The sequence below is a fragment of the Corynebacterium lactis RW2-5 genome, assembly GCF_001274895.1.
Taxonomy (GTDB): domain Bacteria; phylum Actinomycetota; class Actinomycetes; order Mycobacteriales; family Mycobacteriaceae; genus Corynebacterium; species Corynebacterium lactis.
Genome location: NZ_CP006841.1, coordinates 272,502 through 292,610 on the forward strand (window position 1 = coordinate 272,502; position 20,109 = coordinate 292,610).

The window sequence follows — 20,109 nt, forward strand, 5'->3', positions numbered from 1 at the left end:
GGAGCGCATGATCGTCGGATGGCAGTGAGGATGATTGAGAGATGAAACGTCGGGACAACACTCGGGTCCTGCCCGCGTCGATCGCACTGATGATGGTTTTGGCCCTGGGGGTGTCCGCATGCTCGTTTCAGACTTCCGACCGAACCGCATCATCTCCCTCGCACGAATCCGCAGCCGTCGCAACCTCCACGGCGACTGTTTCCACTAGGAAGGCGGCGTCGACCATGGCCAACCAGGTCGCAGCTCAGCCGCTGCACGAAGCTCCGCTTGCCGACGCCACCGATACCGGCGCCGGATCTTTGACCGGGCGCACGGTCTACTTGGACCCGGGCCATGCTGGCACTCCGCCGCCGCAGGACTTGCTGGTCACGGATGGCAGGGGAGGGCTGAAACCCTGCAATACCTCTGGTACGGCGTCTAACGATGGATTCCCAGAGCACGAATTCAACTGGTTGATGGCGCAGGAGATCAAGAGTCTTCTGGAGCAGCGGGGCGCGACCGTTTTGCTCAGCCGCAGCGACGACACTGGGCGTGCCGATTGCATCGATGCCCGTGCGGAGAAGGAAAATGCCTCCGGAGCGGATGCCGTAGTGAGCCTACATGCGGATGGCGCGGGTGAGGGAAACCGGGGCTTCCACGTCTCTTCAATCGATGCGCCAATGGCCGCGAACGACGCGGGCGGCTCCGCGAAGCTGGCGGAGGCGCTGCGGGATGCGCTGGTCAGCGGTGGTTTTTCGACATCCAACTACTTGGGGGTGGACGGTCTGAATCCCCGTGCTGACTTGACGGGGCTGAATCTGTCGACCCGCCCGAAGGCACTAATCGAGTACGGCAACATGCGGGATAGCGCCGACATTGCGCTGCTGGCCTCTGAGGATGGCCGTCGCCGCCTGGCGGAAGCGACGGTCGCGGGTATCGAGGTTTTTCTCGGCGCTTAGGCCGGGTCGCTCTTAAGCTTTCGGAGTCATGGAATCATAGCGCTCCATTAACTTCAGATCGAGCATGACCTCGGGGACGCCGAAGGCGTCGACAAGCACCTCTGACCAGGGCCCCAGCGAGTCGACCAGGTCATTGAGGCTGGCGCGCGCGGCTTTGGTGCGGGTGCCGGTGAGCAGCGACTGCTCCAGGAACCAGCCTGCGTTGTCGCAGATGACGGACAGGAAGTAGACGTCGCGGACCTGCTCGAGGACCTCCTGGGTACGCTCGTCCTCGACCGCGGACTCCGCCTCGAAGAAGGCCTCGAGGATAATGCGGTCGATGTGCGCCCACGCGGACGCAATCATGTGATCCTGGGCCCGGTCCACGACCTCGGCGGCCTCGGCCACCGGCATCTTCCGCGCCGGGCGGAGCCTGCGGGCCAGGGACTTGAGAAGTCGGTCTTCGCGCTCGATGAGCAGGCGCATCTGGCTGGCGGGGTCGAAGAGTGTGGATTCTTCCGCGTCGGTGAAGGTGTCTAGGAGATTGTGAATGACTGCGTCTGCACCCGTGCGTCGGCGCAGGACACCGCCGAAGCTATCGAGCCCGAAGCGCACCATCTCCAGGTTGGACAGGCTGCGCATCTCCCGGGCGAACCCGCCGAGCAGCTCTTTGGCGGCCAGCTGCAGCATGACCACATTGTCGCCCTCGAAGGTGGTGAACACGTCCGAGTCCGCCTTGAACACTGTCAAGAGGTTCTCGGCCATGTAGCCGGCGCCGCCGGTGGCCTCTCGCATTTCCTGGATGGTGTCGGTGGCGTGCGCGGTGTTGGCGGCCTTGAGCGCGGCGGCGTGGGCCTCTACTTCGCGCAGGTCCAGGCTCTGCTCCGGGGTGAGGTTTGCACGATCGAGGTTGCCAGCCTCCAGATCGTGGATGCGCTTGATCAGCAGGTTGGTCGCGAACTGCAGGCCGTAGGAGCGTGCAATCCGAGGGATTAGGCGCAGGCGGTGCTGGCGGTAGCCGATCAGCTGCTTTTCGGGCTGTCCCTCCTCCGCGGCGAATTGGCGTCGCAGGTGCGCGTACTTGGTGCCGATTGCCAGGCAGGTGCGCGTCGCAGCACCTGCCGCCGCGCCCACGGTGACGCGGCCTCGGACCAGTGCGCCCAGCATGGTGAAGAATCGCGCGTTCGGACTCTCTATGTCGCTGGTGTAGGCGCCCTCCGGGGAGACATCGGCAAACCGGTTCAGGAGGTTTTCGCGCGGGATTCGGTAGTGATCGAACATTAAGGTGCCATTGTCGACGCCTGCTAGACCGCCCTTGACCCCGTGGTCGCCGATGCGCACGCCGTCGACCGGGGAGCCGTCGTCGTTACGGATGCGCGCCACAATGCAGTGCACGCCGTGGGATTCCTCCTGGTCAGGAGTGTAGAGCTGGCAGAAAACGGCAGCCCAGCGCCCATCGCGCGCGGCATTTCCGAGGAACCACTTCTCCGAGGACGCGGTAGGGGAGTTCAAAACAAACTCCTGAGTGTCCGGGTCGTAGTGGGCGGTGGTCTCCAACGACTGCACGTCGGAGCCGTGACCGCGCTCGGTCATAGCGAAGCAGCCGAGTGCCCGCAGCTCAATCAGGTCGCGCACCAGCTGCTCGTGCCGCTTGGTGCCGAGGTTACTCACCGCACCGCCGAACAGTCCCCACTGCACGCCGGACTTCACCATCACGGAAAGGTCGTTGTGTCCGAGCATTTCGATGCCGGTCAGCGTCGCGCCGGTTGCGCCCGTGCCGCCTTGATCGACGCGGAATGCTCCGTGGGGCATACCAGTGGCCAGTACCTTCTCTAGCGAAGCGGTCGTCCGCGCGCGGGCGTCCTCCATGCTCAGCCCGTAGGCCGGGCGCAGCTCCGGGTCGTCGAGGACCTCACGCAGCTCGGCGCGGGCATCGGGGAAGTATCCGTCCAGCACCTCCTGCAGCCGCTTTCCGACGCCTACTTCCGGCGCTGTGGGAAGCTTCTGCGGCGCATCGGACGAGCGCCTGCGGGGAGTACGTGCCGACTGGTCTAGATTCTGTGCCATAACCCAACGCTAGTTGGCGGATCGTCGGCTGCGCTCGGGGTTTGCGGTAACAGGTCTGTTAAGACTTGGCTACGGACGGTGCCAGCGTCTCCGGTAGCGGTTGGCGCTCGAAGGGATCGAGCTGGCGCACCTTGGCGTTGATGAATGCCGCAACGACCAGAATCACAAACATTGCCGCTGCGGAGAGCAGCTGGACGCGGGCGGTGTCGTCGGAAAGCATTAGTGCGGCGAGCGCGGCGAGGGCTACGAGGGTGGCAATGCTCACCCAGGGGAAGGCCCACGTGCGCACCGGCAGGGCGTGGGCGGCCTCGAGCGGGCGGCGCAGGCGAAGCTGGGAGACGGCGATGAAGGTCCACACAATCAGCAGCGACGCGCCGGCGGAGTTCAACATGAAGGTCAAAAGCCAGCCGGTGTCGGCGTAGTTTAAAACGACCATGATGGCGGATAGCACCACGGACAGGACAATCGCCGAGATAGGTACGCCGCGCGAGTCGACCTTTGTGAAAATCCTCGGAGCCTCGTGGCGGCTGGCCAGCGAAAACATCATTCGGCTGGATGCGTAAATCTGCGCGTTGAACGCCGACAGCAGAGCCAGAACGATTACGGCCTCCATGAACCCCACGACACCGGGAATGCCGGCCAGGGCCAGGACCTTCGTGAAGGGGCTTTCCGACGCATCCTTCGCGGCACCCAGGGTGGAGTAGGGCAGCAGGAAAGTAATCACGAGAACCGAGCCAAGGTAGAACACGGAAATGCGGGTGATGGTGGAGCGGACCGCGTTGACCAGGGATTGCTGCGGGTTCTCGGACTCAGCGGCAGCAATGGCGACGACCTCGATGCCGCCGAAGGCGAAGGCCACCGCGAGGATCGCCTTGGCAACGCCGCCGGCGCCGTTGGGCATGAAGCCGTCCTGGGTGAACACGTGCGTGCCGATGAACGAATGCCCGGGCAGCAGGCCAAGAATGAGCAGCACGCCGATGACGAGGAACACGACTAGCACCGCGACCTTGATGAACGCGAACCAGAACTCGAACTCGCCGAAGGCGCGGATGTGCAGCAGGTTAATCAGCGCGAAGAAGGCGACGAACACCGCCGCGGGAATCCAGGGGGACACCCCGAACCACGAGCCCACGAACGCCGCGGCGCCGGTCATCTCCGCGCCGAGGACTGCGACCGTGGCGAGCCAGTAGATCCACCCCTGGGTGAAACCGGCCCAGCGGCCGATGCCGTGCTCCGCGTACTCGGAGAAGGATCCCGACGCCGGGATGACCGTGCCCATCTCGCCGAGCATCTGCATAATGACGATGGCCAGCAGGCCCGCGACAACATAGCCCAGCAGGACGGAGGGGCCCGCGGCCTGGATACCTACTCCGGTGCCGAGGAATAGCCCGGCACCAATCGAGGAGCCGAGCCCCATCATTGTCAGGTGGCGGACTTTGAGGCCCTGCCCCAACTTCTTGTCCTGTGAGGGGCCAGCGGCTGACGGCTTGCCCGCAGTGACTTCAGCTTCGAGGTTAGGAGTGTCAGTAGTGCTCATAAATAGAAGGAGGCATTCCTTGGTTCGGGCCTGTGGGCCTCATACTCCCAGGGCCTTAAACTGCAGTTTCATAGAGAGTTTAGCGCTAGAGGGCTGTGCCCCTGATATAGGGCGAAGTTGCACCAGTTTCGACCAATTTTCGAAAGATATTGGGGCGAGATAGTGGTGGCGACCGGGGGCTTGAGCAATCTGCTTTGGGGAGATGAAAGGTCGAAAAAATCGGAAAACCTCTCCTCCGACGACATTTGCGATGCGTCAGGGAGAGGCGTTTGCCTGGAATTCAGTTATGCAGTGCTTTGACCTAGACAGTAGCGTTGACCGGTTCGGAGTTCTTGGACTCCGGGTGCTCGATCAGGTCGCGCTGCTCGAGGTCCTTCGGCAGAAGGAACAGCGAGATCAGCGCCGGAATCGCCATGATGATGAGGTACACGGAGATGTACGCTGCATTGCCGGTTTTGTCGATGATCAGCTGGGCGATCATCGGGGCGAATGCGCCGCCGAGGACTGCGCCAATTGCGTAGGAGATGGAAGCGCCGGAGTAGCGGACCTCAGAGGGGAACATCTCGGAGTACATCGCCGGCTGCGGGCCGAAGGTAAGGGCCAGCGGCAGGGTCAGGACCGCAACGGTCAGGACGTAGAGGACCGGACCCTGCTCGATCAGGGACCACATGACAACTTCCCAGATCATGATGAGGACGTAGCCAATGATGAAGGTCTTCGCACGACCGATCTTGTCGGACCAAGCGCCGGCCATGAACATGAAGATGGTCCAGCAGACGCCTGCGACGAGGGTTCCGGTCCAGGCAATCATCGGGTCGTAGCCCAGCTTCTTCTGTGCGTAGGAACCGAAGAAGGCGATGACGAGGTAGCCGGTGGCCTGCTGTGCAGCGAAGATCAGGGCGCCCTGGATGACCTTGCCCCAGTGGTTCTTGAACAGCTCGGGCAGCGGGGTGGAGCGCTCGGCAGCCTCTTCCTGCATTGCACGGAACACGGGGGACTCATCGACAGCGCGGCGGATACCGTAGCCGATCAGAACGAGCACGAAGGAGAGCAGGAACGGAATGCGCCAACCCCACTCCATGTAGGCATCCTTACCGACAATTGCCATGACAATCAGCATGGTCGCGGTAGCGAGAGTTAGTCCGAGCGGAACGCCTGCCTGCGGGAATGCGCCGTAGATGCCGCGCTTATTCTTCGGTGCGTACTCGACGGACATCAGGGCCGCGCCGCCCCACTCGCCGCCGGCGGACAGGCCCTGGAAGATGCGGAGCAGGACAAGGAGGATCGGGGCCGCTACGCCGATGGTGGCGTAGGTCGGCAGAAGGCCGATGAGGAAGGTTGCCGCACCCATGCCGATAAGGGTGAAGACAAGAATCATCTTGCGGCCGTAGCGGTCGCCGATGTGGCCGGCGATGACGGCGCCCAGCGGGCGGAAGAGGAAGGAGATGCCCAGGGTCGCCCAGGCGAGGACCTGGGAGAGCTGCGGGTTGGACTGTGCAGCGGGCTCAATGAACGCGGGAGCCAGCACAATCGCGGCGGCCTGCGCGTAAATCAGGAAGTCGTAGAACTCAATGGTGGTGCCGACCAAGGTTCCCGACAGCACGCTTCGGCGCTGCTTGGGATCTGCAGCAATAATCGAAGTGGTCATGAATCTCTAAATCTTTCTTTCGGGCACGGTTTTTGCAACGGGACGTAGTTTTGCACAGGCATCATTCTTCTGCCCAGGAATCGACTGACTGGAAGTTGAGTCCTAAACCAACTAGCGGGGGTAGATGGGGTCTAAATGTGCCCGTTTTAGGGCTCAGGAATGCCCGTTTTTCAATTTCCCCCCTGATGTAAGTGCAATAGAGGGGGCCTAGAGAGGGTGTGGGGCAGAAAGTGTGCTCCGCGGCTGCAAAGGTGGGCCTAAATGTGATTTTTAACGCCTCTACTGTGGGTTTTTAAGGCTTCTTACCCCCAGTGCATGCCGTCCTCGAGGAAAATCTCTGTGAATTTTGAGGTTATTGTTACCTGTGTTTTAAACAAGGTCCCCAATATAACGGGCATATAACAGGGTGGTGTCGAAAACGCGACTTCCCCCATGCGGGGTGGAACTTTGGGGGTGCAAGAATGGCACCCCCCATAAAAGGGGAGGAGCCCTATGTTTAAGGGGCGTGGACTAGAAAACGCTGCTTCTTCGTCGAATCCACTTCGCCGGGAAAGTGAGCGTCGTAAAGTAATCGGAGCACGACGTACCCGACCTCGCAGTTGCCGAAAGTGCAGCGCCGGGGAGGGGAGCGTCGTAAAGCAGAAGAAATTGAGTCGCCGAGTAATAGGCGCAAGGCTAATCGAGTAGAGCAGGAGAGGCAGCGCATGGTTCAACAGGGAGCAGGTGCGCTCGGCGGTGGCGCCGAGCACAGTGACCACGGCGAACACGGTCAGCGGAAGGTGACCCGATTCTGGCTCTTTTCCACCATCGCCGTATTCGCGGTCGCATGGGGCGGCAACCAGTTCACCCCACTGATGGTGATGTATCGGCTAAATCGGGACCTGCCTCCGGTGTTCGTCGACTTGCTGCTGTTCGTCTACGCGCTGGGCATTGCCCCGGCGCTGCTTATCTCGGGGCCACTGTCGGACCGAATTGGGCGAAAGCCGGTTATGCTGGCGGCGCCATTCCTATCTATTATCGGCTCGACTCTGATCGCCATCGGCGAGAAGACCGGGCCACTGATTCTCTCGGGCCGTTTCATCTCCGGTATCGCGGTGGGCATCGTTATGGCGGTCGGAGGCTCCTGGGTGAAGGAGCTGTCGACGGAGCGGTTCGATCCCACTGCCAAGCCCACCTCGGGCGCAAAGCGACAGTCGATGGCCCTGACCCTGGGCTTCGGTATCGGTGCGGGCGTGGCCGGAACGCTAGCTCAGTTCGCCCCGATGCCGGGGCAGCTGGCCTACATCGTGCACATCTGCCTGACCATACCGACTGCGCTTGGCATGATGATGGTCCCGGAGACTCGCCAGTCCCCGCACCTGCAAGGCGGGCATCAGGAGAGTCTCCTGCAGTCCCTGCGCACCCCCTCTGTTACTAACCGCAGGTTCCTGCTGGTTGTGGCCATGGGCGCGCCCTGGGTGTTCGGTGCCGCGGGTGTTGCCTACGCGATTATTCCGTCCCTGATGCAGAACTTCGTCTCCCAGCCCGTTTTCTACTCGGCGATGGTGACCTTCTTCGCGCTCCTGCTCGGCTTCGGTATCCAGCAGATCGGTCCGCGCCTGGTCTCAAACCACTCGGCGAAGGGCTCCCTGATCGCGATGGGCATTGTGATTGTGGGCATGGGTGCGGCCGCGTGGATGTCCACCAATCCGACTGCGGTCACTGCATTCGTCGCTGCGCTGATTCTCGGCATGGGCTATGGCCTGTCAATGTTTACCGGCCTCAACGAGGTCCAGCGCATCGCGGGACCGCGCGACCTGGCCGGACTGACCGGCATCTTCTACTGCCTGACCTACATAGGCTTCGCATTCCCGGCCATCCTGACCGAGCTGTCGCACTCCATTTCCTGGATGACCTACCCGGTCATGCTGGGCGGAGGCATGGTCATCGCCCTGGCGATGTCTGCGGTCATCTACCTCAACTCGCGAGTCAACCTGCCGCAGAAAACTGAGTTGGCCTGAGCGCCTCGCGCCCATAAATACCGGCTCTTCCCGCGTGGAATGAGCCGGTACTTTCGTATGGACGCCTATAGTTTTCTTCATGAGCGCCAATAATCCGGATCGAAACGTCACCGCCAGCCCGAGCACGGAGGCGGGGGCGTCGGCAAGCGAAAAACCGCGAGCATTGGTCACGGGCGGCGCGGGCTTCATCGGGTCGACGCTGGTCGATCGCCTCATCAACGAGGGGTGGCAGGTCACCGTGCTGGACGACCTCTCCCACGGCAAGCTGGCCAACCTCGCCTCCGCCACGCTTGCCGACGACTTCCGCTTCATCCAGGCCGATGTGCTGGATGTGGAGTGGGACGAGATTCTGGCGGAGCTGAGGCCCGAGGTGATCTTCCACTTGGCCGCGCAGATTGACGTGCGTCTTTCCGTGGCGGACCCGGTCGCCGATGCGACGCTGAACATCATAGGCACCATTAAGTTGGCGGACGCGGCGCGGCGCAACGGTGTCCGCAAGGTCGTGTTTACGTCTTCGGGCGGATCAATCTACGGCACTCCGGAAGAACTACCTGTCTCCGAGGCTGTTCCGGTGGACCCGATGAGTCCGTACGCGGCGTCGAAGACCGCGGGCGAGATTTACCTGAACATGTTCCGCAACCTCTACGGGCTGGACTGCTCGCATATCGCGCCGGCGAACGTGTACGGGCCCCGGCAGGATCCGCACGGCGAGGCGGGCGTGGTCGCAATTTTCTCGCAGCGGCTGCTCGCGGGTGAGTCGACGAAGGTTTTCGGCGACGGCGGCAACACCCGTGATTACGTATTCGTCGACGATGTGGTTGACGCTTTCTACCGTGCGTCCGGCGAGGTAGGCGGCGGAATGCGCTTTAACATTGGCACGGGAGTCGAAACCTCCGACCGGCAGCTGCACAGCCTGGTCGCCGAGGCCGCCGGAGCTGCCGACGAGCCGGAGTACGCGCCCGCCCGCACCGGCGATGTGCCGCGTTCGGCGCTCGATCCGACCCGTGCCCGCGAGGTCCTCGGTTGGCAGCCACAGGTCAGCATCGACGAGGGCGTGCGCCGGACCGTTGACTACTTCCGCGGCCAGTAGGCCCGGGCATCGCAGGCCTAATTTTCCAGGGCTAGTTTTCAGTGCGCTTGGCTCGAAGGAGCGCTAGCTCAATGTAGTCCCGGAAGGTTTCCACAGGCTGGGCGCCCGAAACGTGGTTCGTGCCCACCAGGAACTCCGGTGTGCCGGAAATACCCAGGCCAGACGCGTAGTTCTTGGCATCCTCTACCGGCTTGGCCCACTTGCCGTCCTTGAGCTCTTTGGTGAAGCGGTCCATATCCTCGACGCCAGCCTCGCGGGCGGCATCGATGAGGTCCTTCTCCTCGAACTCCGGGTGGCCGGTACCACGCTCAGTAGCCTTGGCGAACAAGACCCGTGAGAACTCCCAAAACTTGCCCTGCGCGGCTGCGGCACGTCCGGCCTCGGCGTCCTTCTGAGCCTTGGGCCCGTTGACGGGCAGGTCATTCCACTCGATGCGCAGCAGACCAGTGTCCACGTAGTCCTTGATCAGGGCCGGCTCGGTCTGCGTCGCAAAGCGGGCGCAGAAGGGGCACTCAAAGTCGGAGAACATGCTGATGACGACGGGCGCGTCCACTGCCCCAATCGCGAAGGGGTCGTTTTCGTCGCGGCGGTGAATCAGGTCGAGATCATCCGGGGAGGTGAGCTTCGCGCCGGCCTTCGGGCCGAAGATGGAAGCGTCAAAGCTGCCGTCCTCGCGGGGCACCGGCTTCATCGCGCCCTGTCCTGCGTCCATGCCAGCGAGATTGTAAGTGGCCCCTGAATCAAGAGCCGTCGACCTCTGGCCGGCCCAGAATCCCACTCCGGCGACGAGAATCAGGGCCACGATTGCCGCGAGCCACGCGGTCGCCGGGATTGCGTACCAGGACTTATGTGTTACCGAGGTGCCCTCGGACCAGGTCTGCAGGCTTTCAGCGTCGGGCGCGGCATCGCTGTTTTGACTGGTGCCGTCGCTGTGGGCATCGCGTACGTCGTGGGCGTCGTGATCGCTTTGCGCGGCTTGTGCGTCATATACATCTTGATTGTCCGTGGGATTGCCTTCGCTCATATAACTCATTGAACCACGGCTAAATTGAATCGCTGCATTGTCCCGCCGATAGATGCGCCTCCCGCGGATGCAGCATCAGACGGCTGTATGAAACTGGTAACCCCGACCGCCCAAATCCGGTTCTCGTCCTCCGGATCCTGCGCCCAGATGACCCCACCGGAGTCGCCCTTGTCGGAGATATTGTCGTAGCGAAACAGGTGCTGGTTCACGATGCGGTCGAAGGAGCCGCAGGATAGTCCGGAGCGCCACCCCAGCCTGCACAGATACGGCCTGTTCTGCTGTAGCCAATCCATTGAGGCGTGACCTACGAGCGTCACTTTGTCCAGCTCAGGTGTGCCGACGGCAAATGCCGAATCCTCTAGCTCAATCAGCGCCTGATCGGGTCCCGTCCCTGCGGGTGCGAACTCGTCGTGCTCGGTCCATATGAAAGTGCCCACCTTAAGGAGTTTTTCCGGGCCAGCCTCAACGAATACCTCGTCGCCGGGTTTTCCGCAGTGCCCGGCCGTCAGGTTGTACAACCGGCCCGCATCTTCCCGCGAGCGCACTAACCACCCGAATGAACACGTGCTCACATGGCCGCGGGCGTGGTGGACAAAGTACTGGCCTCCGGGAATGACCCCGATGGGCGACTCCAGGTGCTTCCAATTCTCGCTATCGCGGAAGATACGCCGACGCTCCTGGTCGCCCACGCCATTGCCGAAGGGATCGGTGCCCGGGTCCGTGCCTGCGTCGGCTAGCGGAGGGGAGGCGCCTGGTCCCTCTTCGGCGCCCTCGGCAATCGGGACCTCGTTCAATCCCGCAATCACCGCCCCAAACATGACACTGCCGGTGATGCCGCAGGAAGACACCGAAAGCGCGGCGCCAACCGACACCACCGCTGCCGCAGTTCGAATCCCAAAACCCCGGTCCCAATGCATAAAGTCCCCCCGGAAAGTGCTCTGTAGCGCATAAAAATGAGCCCGCGCAGCATCCCCCAGCTGCGTGGAATCAAGAATAACCCGGCCCGGCGAAGTTCGCCCTCCGAGCGCGACAGGCGTTGTTAGCGGGCTTCCTCGCCGTGCCCCAGTCCCAGATCCTCGTCCGGGTGTACGGCTGTTTTCAGCGCTACGGCTCGGGCCAGCCTTGCGTACCGCAGCTCCTGCTCGCGGAAGCGGATGTAGGAAGACACGGTCGTGAACACGAACGCGAGCACCAGTACGTAGAGCAGAAGATCCGTACCTCGGGTCACGCCAACCATGTTGGCAATCACCGTTAGATCATCAGGTCGCACAATCGCCCAGAGACACAGGGCGAGGAAAACGACGAAGCCCAGCTTCACGCCGGCTTTCGCGCGAGCCTTGCGACGATTCGCGACGAAGTACCAAACCAGCGCCAATACGGCCAGGAGCAGGAGAATCTGAACGATAGATGCAGTCACGGCAGCCTCTTCGAAATCAGGGAATCAGCGAGGATATTGACACCGTTGAACAGCGACTGCCCCTTCGACATCGAGTACTCGGTGTAGAGAATATCGACCGGCTGCTCCGCCACACGCCACCCGCGACGGTCCATCAGCTCCACAATCTCGGAAGCATGGCTCATCCCGTTCATGCGCAGGTTCATCTGCTCGGCGACAGTGCGATTAAATACGCGCAGGCCGTTGTGCGCGTCGGTAAGCCCGAGGCGGCGCGTCCGAGGAGACAATGCCACCACGGTTTTTAAAACGATGCGCTTGATTAACGGAACCTGGTCTTCCTCCGCGCGGGGGCGACCGAAACGCGTCCCGACGATTATGTCGACGGGCTCGCTGCGGAGGCGTTCGACCATCGCGACGACGTCCTTGACCTGGTGCTGGCCGTCCGCATCGAAGGTGACGAAGTACTGCGCACCCGGCTGGGCGCGCGCGTACTCGACGCCAGTCTGGATAGCAGCACCCTGCCCGAGGTTCACCGGGTGATTGACCAGGTGAGCACCTGCAAGGTGAATCTGCAAGCCGGAGTCATCCGCGGAGCCGTCGTTGACTGCGACGATATTCGGGAACGTCTGCAGCGCGTTTTCGAGGACTTCGCGAATAACCTGGCCCTCGTTATAACAAGGCACGATAAGCCATGTATCGGAAAAGTCCGTGGTGTTCGCGTTCATCGCACCTGATGCTACCGCAAGAATAGGCGCTTATACGCCCGCGACATTGCGGCCGTGGGCAGGAGACGGAACGCGGTACGCGCCGCCAGGTTGAAAAGAGCCCGCGGCCTGCCGATAAGCCCCAGCTCCACCAGCGTGCGCTGCATTCGGAGCTCCGCGGCGAAGATACCCTGGGCCGAGCGCCTGCCGAGCATCCCATCAGCCCGGAATTTCACCAGCGGCTCCGGCATATTCTCAAAGCGCACCCCGGCCGCAAGCAGCCTGACCCACAGGTCGTAGTCCTCCATCAGCGGCACATCCCGATAGCCGCCAACAGCGCGAACCGCGTCTACCCGCAGAAGGGAAGAGGGGTTATTCACCGGCGAGTTCATCTTCGCATAGGAGACAATCTGCTCATGCGTCTGAGGCAACTTCCGCACCCGCACTACGTTGTCCGGCGCGCCCTCGAACTCCGCCAGCGCGCTGCCAATCACGCCGAGCTCCGGCTTTTCTATGTGCAGCTCCCACTGCCGCTGAAACCGCTCCGGCACCGCGATATCGTCCGCATCCAGTCGCGCCACCCAATCCGTGCACACCAGCTCAAGCCCCTCCTGCGACGCGGGCCCGGAACCCCTGTTGACCGCGCACCGCTTAACTCGCAGGTTCGGGTGCTGCGCCTCATGCTTTACGACGATGGCCTCGAGCGCATCCGGCAACGGTCCATCCTCAACAAGAACGACTTCCGCGGCGGGGCGCGTCTGCGACCACAGGGACTCTAGCGCCTGGTCCAACTCCGTTGGTGAGACGCGGTGATAGACCGTAATCAGGGCCGTCAACTCTTCGATGGGCATCTTCGGGGTGCTCATGGCTATTACCTTAAATCACACTCCGGATTGGGAGACAGCGTCGTCGGAAAGCGAGGCGGAGAGCGTCTCGCGGGGAGACAGCTGTTTTAGAGCCAGGATATGAATGACAATTCCCACGGCCGAACCCAGTGCAATGGCGGCGGCGGTGCGAATCGAGAGGTGGCCGGGGACGAAGAGGACTCCGCAGGCGATGACGGTGGCGGCGAGCCAGCCGAGCAGATACATGCGGTGCTGCTCGACGGCCAGGGTGACGGATCCGGTGACCATCAGCACTGCGGTGAGCGTAGCTCCGAGCGTCAGGGCGGCGAGGACGGGGCCGGTGACGTAGTAGCTTTCGTCGAGAATCACGGTCATAATCCACGGGCCGATAAGCCAGGCTAGCGCCGAACCGAACGCGCCGAAGGCCACGAGAGCTCCCAGAGGTTTGGCCAGAGCAGCCAGGACACCTTCGCTGCGGTGCTGCACGAAGTGGACGATGATGGCGTTCTGGAATTTTTCAAGCGGCATCAGTAGGGGAGCGCGCGTCAGCGTCACCGCGTAGGCGATACCCGTGATGGTGACCGCCGCCGTGAACGCTCCCGAGTGTTGGCTGGCGGAGAGGTCGGTGACGATGCCGGAGGACTCGCTGACCTTCTCGCCGGCGATCTTCACGATGGTCGGAAAACCCGTGACCAAAACTGCAGACGCGCCGGACGCGCCCATCGCGGTGAGCATCAGCGGGATGAAACGGCGCACCGGGACATCGGCGCGGGCAGTCAGAGCGTGCCTGGTCGCGGGGGAGAACGCGGCGAGGAGCAGCCAGCTGACGGTGCCCAAAATCGTGATAATCAGCCAGGCGACGATATCCCAACGCAAGTACCATGCGACCACGGCCAAAACCACGCGGACCAGGATGTCAATCATGATCAGAGCGGCGTAGGGACCCCAGAGCTCCCTGCCGCTGAGCAGGCCCGAGGTGGTCGCCTGCATGGAGTAAAGGGCGAGGCCGGCGGCCATGAGCAGGATCGCGAGGCCGGTGTGTTCCTTCACCACTAGCGGCGCCCACAGGGGGCCCGACGCTGCCATCACGAAGAAAGTGACCGCAGCGACACCGAAGGAGACGAAGATTGGCCGCGCGGGCACGGTTTTCGTAGAGGCTGCGGGGCTAGAGGCGCGCGAGGGGTCCGCAACTTGCGAGGCTCCAGCCGCCTCCGCCGCTGCCGCCCCTGCGGCTCCGACCGCGCGCGTGGTCTCCTGCATCAGACCGCCCAGCACGCCGGTCAGGGCGAAAAAGAGACCCCAGTACGCGACGAACTGCAGGTTCACCGCGTTCGGCAGCGCCTTCGCGGAGATCAACAGCACCGCGAAGCTGCCGACGGCAGCGACCACGGTGGCAAGCGTCAACCACTTGAAACCGGACATGTCTGTATTCTCCAGTCTTTCCCCGTTAGCCCCAGTCCCTAGTCCCTCGCCGCCGTGTATCCGAGCTCCGCGAACTGGGTGCGCAGGACTTCGTCGACAACCGGGGCGCCATCCGGGCCCACGCCCTGATCAGTGGGCGAGCGCGTCGGGTCCGTCGGGAAGGCAGGCAGGGCCGCGCGCGCCAACCAGGAGTCGAAGATCACGTCCAGGCGCGACGTCGTAATGCCGCGGTCCCTGCACACGCGGTTGGCCAGCGCGCGGAAGTCCACCGCGTCGACCACACTGTGGCGGTTGCTCGTGGTCCACTCGCGGACCAAATCGAAGAAGACCTCGTCGCCGAGCAGCAGGCGCAGGGCGTGCACAGTCAGGGCGCCGCGTTTGTAGAGGCGGTCGTCGAACATCAGGTCGGGGCCCGGGTTGGAAATAACAAGATCCTGCGGCTTCGACTTCAAATCCAGGTAGTGCTTGCGGGCGTGGACATCCGCGGGTGCGTTCCCGCGGGCCTCCGACCAGAGCCACTCCGAGTAACAGGCGAAGCCCTCGTTCAACCAGATATCGCGCCACTGCGAAATGCCGACGCTGTTGCCGAACCACTGGTGAGAAAGCTCGTGCGCGATGAGACGGTTCCAGGTGTCCTTACCGTCCGCGTGGTTTGCGCCGAAGATGGACAGGCCTTGGGCCTCCAGCGGAATCTCCAGCTCGTCCTCGCAAATCACCACCTGATACTGCTCAAAGGGGTAAGCGCCGAACCTGCGCGCATACTCATCCAGCATGCGGCCCTGCTCGCGAAAATCATGCCGGGCGCGCTCTACCAGGGCGGGCGGAACCCAGGCGATGACCGTGGAGGTCTCGCAGGGCAGCTCAATCTTCTTAAACTGGCCGACGTTCACAGTCGCCAGGTATGAGGCCATCGGCTCCTTGGTCACAAAATGCCACCTGCGCCGGGAGCCGCCGACCGTCACCGGCGCGTCCGCGCGGCCCGGTGCCACAACCTCGTAGGGAGCGTCGGTGACCATGGTCAGCTCGTAGAGCGCCTTGACCTCCGGGTCGTCATCGCACGGGTACCAGCTGGCCGCGCCCACAGGCTGTGAGGCCACCAGTGCGCCGTTTTCTAGCTCCTCCCAGCCGATCTCGCCCCATTTCGAACGCACCGGGCGAGGCGAACCCGAGTACGCCACAATCAGCCGCAGGGTCTCGTCCGGGGCGAGCTCCCGGTCGAAGGTAACGCGCAGCTTGCGCCCCGAATGCCGCCAGCGCTTCACATCAATCGGATGCGCCTGCGAATCCGACACCGCGTCGACCGAATCCACCCCGAGCGCATCAGCGAAGTCCAGCGTGATCTGGGTGCCCCATGCGTTGATCTCCATGAAGATCGTCGCCGTGGCCTTCAGCCTGTTCGGTCCGACCCGATAATCCAGGTCGAGGGCGTACTTATTCACCCGGAACCCCAGGTTGAAGGCAATGTCCGTGTACGGATTGGTCAAATCAGCGCTAGTCACGGCAATTACCTTACTTGCCCGCCCGGATTACTCGGCTCGTTCGGCCAACTTCTCCCACAACCACATCGAAATCAGCGACTCCACGAACGCCACCTGCCCGTTGTCCGCCGCGCCCGCGTGGCCACCCTCGGTGTTCTCGTAGTAGTCGACATCCTGGCCCGCCTCCTCAAGCAGCCACGCCAGGCTGCGCGCGTGCGCCGGATGCACCCGGTCATCTCGGGTGGAGGTGGTCACCAGCGCTGGCGGGTAGGCTCGCTGCTCACGCCTTACGACGCGCTGGACCGGCGAATACTGCTCAATCGCGGCGCGCTCGACCGGATCGTCCGGGTTACCGTACTCCGCCATCCACGAGGCTCCCGCGGAAAGTCGGTGGTAGCGCAGCATATCCGCAAGCGGCACCTGCGAGACCACGGCCCCGACCAGCTCCGGGTACAGAGTCAGGCACACTGCCGTGAGCAATCCGCCGTTGGAGCCGCCGCGAACCGCCAGCTGCTCAGTGGTGCAGTAGCCTCTCGCGACAATGTCGCGCAGCACCGCCTGATGATCCTCGTAGACACGCATGCGCTGGGTCTTCGCCACGGAGGAATGCCAGGCGGGGCCGAACTCCCCGCCGCCGCGCAGATTCGCCTCGACGAAGTGTCCTCCGCGCTCCAGCCACGCCAGACCGCGGGCAGGAGAGTACTGCGGCACCAGCGAGACCTCGAAGCCGCCGTAGGCGTGCACCAGCGTCGGGCGTGCCTGGTCGCCAGTGTCGAAACGGCCGGTGATCCGGTAGGGAATCTTGGTGCCGTCCGCGGAGGTCGCCCAGTGCTGGCGGGTCTCCATGCCTGCGCTGTCGAACAGCGCGGGCGCCTGACGCACCGGTTGCAGTCTCTGTCCAGCCTGCCCGTACCACAGCGTCGCCGGTTCCAGAGCCGAGGTGCTGACCAGCCAAATCTCGTCATCGCGGGTGGACGACGTGCCGATCACGCTGACCGTCGACTGTCCCGGCAGCTCGCCGAACATCTCGACCGTCTCCCAGGAGCCCTTGCGCAGCGCAGTCAGACGCGTGGCGACGTCATCAAGCAGCGTCAGCACAAGGTAATTCTCAGTCCACGCGAGCGACTGGAAGGAGGTGTGCGCGCCGGGCGTGAAGACGACCTCCACGTCGCGCTCGCCGGCCAGCCAGCCCTCAAGATCGGCCACTGCGACGCCGCCGGCGGGGATCCCGGCGAAGTCCGTGCGCGGCATCAAAACGAGCCACTGACGGTGCACGCTGGTGCGGCAATCCTCCGGGACCTCGAGGATCTGCAGCGAGAAGCTGCCCCCGAACTGGTTGGCCAACTTCCCGGGCCTCTCGGTAGCCACAAACTTCTGCGAATTGTAGAAATCCTGGGCGCGCTCCACGAAGAGACGCTCGAAGCCCTCGGTCGAGTCAAACCAGCCCCCAACTGCGACATCGTCCGAGTGGCCAGAGAAAATTACCTCCGAATCCTCCACCGCCTGGCCGCGGACCCAGCGGCGCACCTGGCGCGGGTAGCCGGAATCCGTCAGCGAACCGGGGCCCAAATCCGTGCCGATAAGAATCTCGTCGCGGCCCACCCAGCACACGTCCGACTTCGCCTCAGGCAGGTAAAAAGCATCCTGACCCGTGACGAACTCGCAGGTAGAAAGGTCAAACTCGCGCACCACCGTCGCGTCCGCCCCACCGCGGGAGAGCAGAATCAGGGCGCGGTCATAGTCCGGATAGCGACACACCGTTCCCTTCCAGACCCAGTTTTCCCCCTCGGCCTGCGCCAACGCATCGACGTCGATGACCGTCTCCCACTCGGTCTCCGCCGGGTCCGATTCGCCCGCCAGATAACTGTCCAAGCTGGTCCTGCGCCACAGGCCCTTAGGATGCGCGCCGTCGCGCCAGAAGTTGTACAAAAACTCGCCACGCCGCACCGGGTACGCAATCCTCGAATCCGTATCCAACGCAGCCCGAATCCGCTGTTCAAGGTCCTTTCGGTCGCGGGAGGCGTCGGCAAGCGAATCCAGCTTGACGACGGTCTGATCCGAGCGATTCCGCGCCCATTCGAGGGCTTTTTCCCCGGTAATCTCGTCGAGCCACGCGGGAAGGGCGTCGGTGCTGAGAAATGAGGGGGCGTCAGGGCCGTGAGCGGATTCGGAGAAATCGTTGTCCATGTCCACCACCGTAGGCAAAAAGCGGGACCTGCGGGTGACGTATTTTCCGCGCGTGCGTAAGCTTGGATGTGTGGCTGAACATTTTGATCTCGTAGTACTCGGCGGCGGTCCTGGCGGATACGTCGCAGCAATCCGCGCCTCCCAGTTGGGGCTCAAGACCGCAGTGGTCGAGAAGCAGTATTGGGGCGGCGTCTGCCTCAACGTGGGCTGTATTCCTTCCAAGTCTCTGCTGAAGAACGCCGAGGTGGCGCACATCTTCAACCATGAGGCGAAGACCTTCGGCATTTCCGGTGATGTCTCCTTCGACTTCGGTGCCGCACACGCGCGCTCCCGCAAGGTTTCCGCGGGCATCGTCAAGGGCGTCCATTACCTGATGAAGAAGAACAAGATCACCGAAATCAACGGCTTCGGTGAGTTCACTGACGCCAACACCATCGCCATCACCGACGGCGATGACAAGGGCAAGGAAATTACCTTCGACAAGGCGATTATCGCCACCGGTTCCGTCGTTCGCTCCCTGCCGGGTGTGAAGGTCGGTGGCAACATCGTCTCCTACGAGGAGCAGATTCTCTCCGACGAGCTGCCGGATTCCATGGTTATCGTCGGCGCCGGCGCCATCGGCATGGAGTTCGCGTATGTCCTGGCCAACTACGGCGTGGATGTCACCATCGTCGAGTTCATGGACGCGGTCCTTCCGAACGAGGACGCGGATGTTTCCAAGGTTATTGCCAAGGAATACAAGAAGCTGGGCGTCAAGCTGATGACCGGGCATAAGACCACCTCCATCGTCGACAACGGAGACTCCGTCGAGGTCAAGGTCGAGTCCAAGGACGGCGGCGACGAGCAGACTCTCACCGTCGACCGAGTTATGGTTTCCATCGGCTTCGCACCGCGCACCGAGGGCATCGGCCTGGACAAGGCCGGCGTCGAGCTGGGCGAGCGTGGAGAGATTCCGATTGGCGATTACATGCAGACCAACGTCGACCACATCTACGCCATCGGCGATGTGACGATGAAACTGCAGCTGGCGCACGTTGCCGAGGCTCAGGGCGTTATCGCCGCCGAACACATGGCCGGTCACGAGACCGAGACTATCCCGGACTACAACATGATGCCGCGCGCGACCTTCTGCAACCCGCAGGTCGCATCCTTCGGTAAGACCGAGGCCCAGGCCAAGAAGTGGGCTGAGGAGACCGGCCGCGAGATTAAGGTCTCCACCTTCCCGTTCTCCGCGAACGGCAAGGCGCAGGGCCTGGCAGAGCCGGTTGGTTTCGTGAAGCTGATCGCTGATGCTGAGTACGGCGAGCTGCTGGGCGGCCACATGGTTGGCGCCAACGTCTCGGAGCTGATGCCGCAGCTGGTCCTGGCTGAGAAGTACGAGCTGACGGCTGAGGAAATCGGCCGTGCCGTGCACATTCACCCGACCATGTCCGAGGCTATGAAGGAAGCCGCCGAGGGCATCCAGGGGCACATGATCAACCTGTAAAGGGAACCGTTTCCCCGGGGCCTTCGGGCTGCCGGGGAAACAATGAAAACCATGTCCGATGATTCCAGTGGAACCCGCAAACCGCGAAGGGTGCCGCAGCCCAAGTGCCCGATTCGTTTTGGGGAGCCGTGCACCGCGTGTCAGCCGGGTACGCGGGGCCCCGATGACTGCCAGCTAGTGGACTTGGTCATGGACGATCCCGACCTTCATGAACGTATGCTTGAAATGAACCGTCGTATGCGCCAAAAGAGGAGTTTCAAGCAGCCATAAACAGCTGGAAAGTTCTTTTTTAACGCCTGCCGATGCCA

The 20,109-nt window shown here is 62.8% G+C and carries 16 protein-coding genes; 5 read left to right on the forward strand and 11 right to left on the reverse strand.

Features of this window, described 5'->3' with window-relative positions; all coding sequences use genetic code 11:
- The first annotated feature begins 41 nt into the window (after window positions 1–41).
- Window positions 42–938 (forward strand): N-acetylmuramoyl-L-alanine amidase, encoded by an 897-nt coding sequence (locus tag CLAC_RS01135; RefSeq protein WP_053411346.1) that lies wholly within the window; start codon window positions 42–44, stop codon window positions 936–938.
- Between the two features lie 12 nt (window positions 939–950).
- Here CLAC_RS01135 and CLAC_RS01140 read toward each other — a convergent pair whose 3' ends face one another.
- The 3 genes from CLAC_RS01140 to CLAC_RS01150 form a co-directional block, all read right to left on the reverse strand.
- Window positions 951–2,984 carry an acyl-CoA dehydrogenase family protein gene (locus tag CLAC_RS01140; protein WP_053411347.1) on the reverse strand — a complete coding sequence of 678 codons (2,034 nt, stop codon included), beginning with the start codon at window positions 2,982–2,984 and terminating at the stop codon, window positions 951–953.
- A 58-nt stretch (window positions 2,985–3,042) separates the two neighbouring features.
- Window positions 3,043–4,404, reverse strand: coding sequence for an amino acid permease (locus CLAC_RS01145; protein ID WP_245621998.1), 1,362 nt, complete (start codon window positions 4,402–4,404; stop codon window positions 3,043–3,045).
- A gap of 418 nt (window positions 4,405–4,822) precedes the next feature.
- Entirely contained in the window at window positions 4,823–6,169 is a 1,347-nt protein-coding gene (locus CLAC_RS01150) for an MFS transporter (protein WP_053411349.1), read from the reverse strand.
- Window positions 6,170–6,873: 704 nt separating this feature from the next.
- On the opposite strand from CLAC_RS01150, the gene CLAC_RS01155 reads away from it, so the two are divergent.
- Both CLAC_RS01155 and CLAC_RS01160 read left to right on the forward strand, forming a co-directional pair.
- Entirely contained in the window at window positions 6,874–8,169 is a 1,296-nt protein-coding gene (locus CLAC_RS01155; protein WP_053411350.1) for an MFS transporter, read from the forward strand.
- Window positions 8,170–8,248: 79 nt separating this feature from the next.
- Window positions 8,249–9,259 carry a GDP-mannose 4,6-dehydratase gene (locus tag CLAC_RS01160; RefSeq protein ID WP_082312961.1) on the forward strand — a complete coding sequence of 337 codons (1,011 nt, stop codon included), beginning with the start codon at window positions 8,249–8,251 and terminating at the stop codon, window positions 9,257–9,259.
- Window positions 9,260–9,290: 31 nt separating this feature from the next.
- On the opposite strand, the gene CLAC_RS01165 is transcribed toward CLAC_RS01160, so the two are convergent.
- From CLAC_RS01165 to CLAC_RS01200, 8 genes are all read right to left on the reverse strand, one after another.
- A complete protein-coding gene (locus CLAC_RS01165) occupies window positions 9,291–10,283 on the reverse strand; it encodes a DsbA family protein (protein ID WP_082312963.1) in 993 nt (330 codons plus the stop codon).
- A 5-nt stretch (window positions 10,284–10,288) separates the two neighbouring features.
- A complete protein-coding gene (locus CLAC_RS01170; RefSeq protein ID WP_156324727.1) occupies window positions 10,289–11,200 on the reverse strand; it encodes a chymotrypsin family serine protease in 912 nt (303 codons plus the stop codon).
- A 122-nt stretch (window positions 11,201–11,322) separates the two neighbouring features.
- Window positions 11,323–11,700 (reverse strand): DUF2304 domain-containing protein, encoded by a 378-nt coding sequence (locus CLAC_RS01175; protein WP_053411352.1) that lies wholly within the window; start codon window positions 11,698–11,700, stop codon window positions 11,323–11,325.
- Window positions 11,697–12,404 (reverse strand): glycosyltransferase family 2 protein, encoded by a 708-nt coding sequence (locus tag CLAC_RS01180; RefSeq protein WP_053411353.1) that lies wholly within the window; start codon window positions 12,402–12,404, stop codon window positions 11,697–11,699. Before CLAC_RS01180 ends, CLAC_RS01175 begins: the two co-directional genes overlap by 4 nt.
- 11 nt (window positions 12,405–12,415) lie before the next feature.
- Window positions 12,416–13,249 carry a glycosyltransferase gene (locus tag CLAC_RS01185; protein WP_053411354.1) on the reverse strand — a complete coding sequence of 278 codons (834 nt, stop codon included), beginning with the start codon at window positions 13,247–13,249 and terminating at the stop codon, window positions 12,416–12,418.
- Between the two features lie 15 nt (window positions 13,250–13,264).
- The gene (locus CLAC_RS01190; protein ID WP_053411355.1) at window positions 13,265–14,650 is read right to left on the reverse strand and encodes a polysaccharide biosynthesis protein; all 1,386 of its coding nucleotides are present in this window, start codon (window positions 14,648–14,650) and stop codon (window positions 13,265–13,267) included.
- Window positions 14,651–14,688: 38 nt separating this feature from the next.
- Entirely contained in the window at window positions 14,689–16,149 is a 1,461-nt protein-coding gene (locus CLAC_RS01195; RefSeq protein ID WP_053411356.1) for a M1 family metallopeptidase, read from the reverse strand.
- A 27-nt stretch (window positions 16,150–16,176) separates the two neighbouring features.
- Complete coding sequence (locus tag CLAC_RS01200; protein ID WP_082312965.1) at window positions 16,177–18,315, reverse strand: prolyl oligopeptidase family serine peptidase; 2,139 nt, start codon at window positions 18,313–18,315, stop codon at window positions 16,177–16,179.
- A gap of 70 nt (window positions 18,316–18,385) precedes the next feature.
- Here CLAC_RS01200 and lpdA point away from each other — a divergent pair, with 70 nt between their 5' ends.
- Both lpdA and CLAC_RS13110 read left to right on the forward strand, forming a co-directional pair.
- Window positions 18,386–19,801 carry a dihydrolipoyl dehydrogenase gene (lpdA, locus tag CLAC_RS01205; protein WP_053413167.1) on the forward strand — a complete coding sequence of 472 codons (1,416 nt, stop codon included), beginning with the start codon at window positions 18,386–18,388 and terminating at the stop codon, window positions 19,799–19,801.
- 51 nt (window positions 19,802–19,852) lie between these two features.
- Entirely contained in the window at window positions 19,853–20,071 is a 219-nt protein-coding gene (locus CLAC_RS13110) for a DUF6767 domain-containing protein (RefSeq protein ID WP_082313470.1), read from the forward strand.
- Window positions 20,072–20,109 lie beyond the last annotated feature (38 nt).

Coding starts and splice junctions, on each gene's coding strand:
- CLAC_RS01145 (WP_245621998.1), bottom strand. CDS start 4,404: ATGATGGGGCTCGGCTCCTCGATTGGTGCCGGGCTATTCCTCGGCACC.
- CLAC_RS01200 (WP_082312965.1), bottom strand. CDS start 18,315: ATGGACAACGATTTCTCCGAATCCGCTCACGGCCCTGACGCCCCCTCA.
- CLAC_RS01165 (WP_082312963.1), bottom strand. CDS start 10,283: ATGAGCGAAGGCAATCCCACGGACAATCAAGATGTATATGACGCACAA.
- CLAC_RS01135 (WP_053411346.1), top strand. CDS start 42: ATGAAACGTCGGGACAACACTCGGGTCCTGCCCGCGTCGATCGCACTG.
- CLAC_RS01160 (WP_082312961.1), top strand. CDS start 8,249: ATGAGCGCCAATAATCCGGATCGAAACGTCACCGCCAGCCCGAGCACG.
- CLAC_RS01190 (WP_053411355.1), bottom strand. CDS start 14,650: ATGTCCGGTTTCAAGTGGTTGACGCTTGCCACCGTGGTCGCTGCCGTC.
- CLAC_RS13110 (WP_082313470.1), top strand. CDS start 19,853: ATGTCCGATGATTCCAGTGGAACCCGCAAACCGCGAAGGGTGCCGCAG.
- CLAC_RS01150 (WP_053411349.1), bottom strand. CDS start 6,169: ATGACCACTTCGATTATTGCTGCAGATCCCAAGCAGCGCCGAAGCGTG.
- CLAC_RS01155 (WP_053411350.1), top strand. CDS start 6,874: ATGGTTCAACAGGGAGCAGGTGCGCTCGGCGGTGGCGCCGAGCACAGT.
- CLAC_RS01180 (WP_053411353.1), bottom strand. CDS start 12,404: ATGAACGCGAACACCACGGACTTTTCCGATACATGGCTTATCGTGCCT.
- CLAC_RS01170 (WP_156324727.1), bottom strand. CDS start 11,200: ATGCATTGGGACCGGGGTTTTGGGATTCGAACTGCGGCAGCGGTGGTG.
- CLAC_RS01140 (WP_053411347.1), bottom strand. CDS start 2,984: ATGGCACAGAATCTAGACCAGTCGGCACGTACTCCCCGCAGGCGCTCG.
- CLAC_RS01185 (WP_053411354.1), bottom strand. CDS start 13,249: ATGAGCACCCCGAAGATGCCCATCGAAGAGTTGACGGCCCTGATTACG.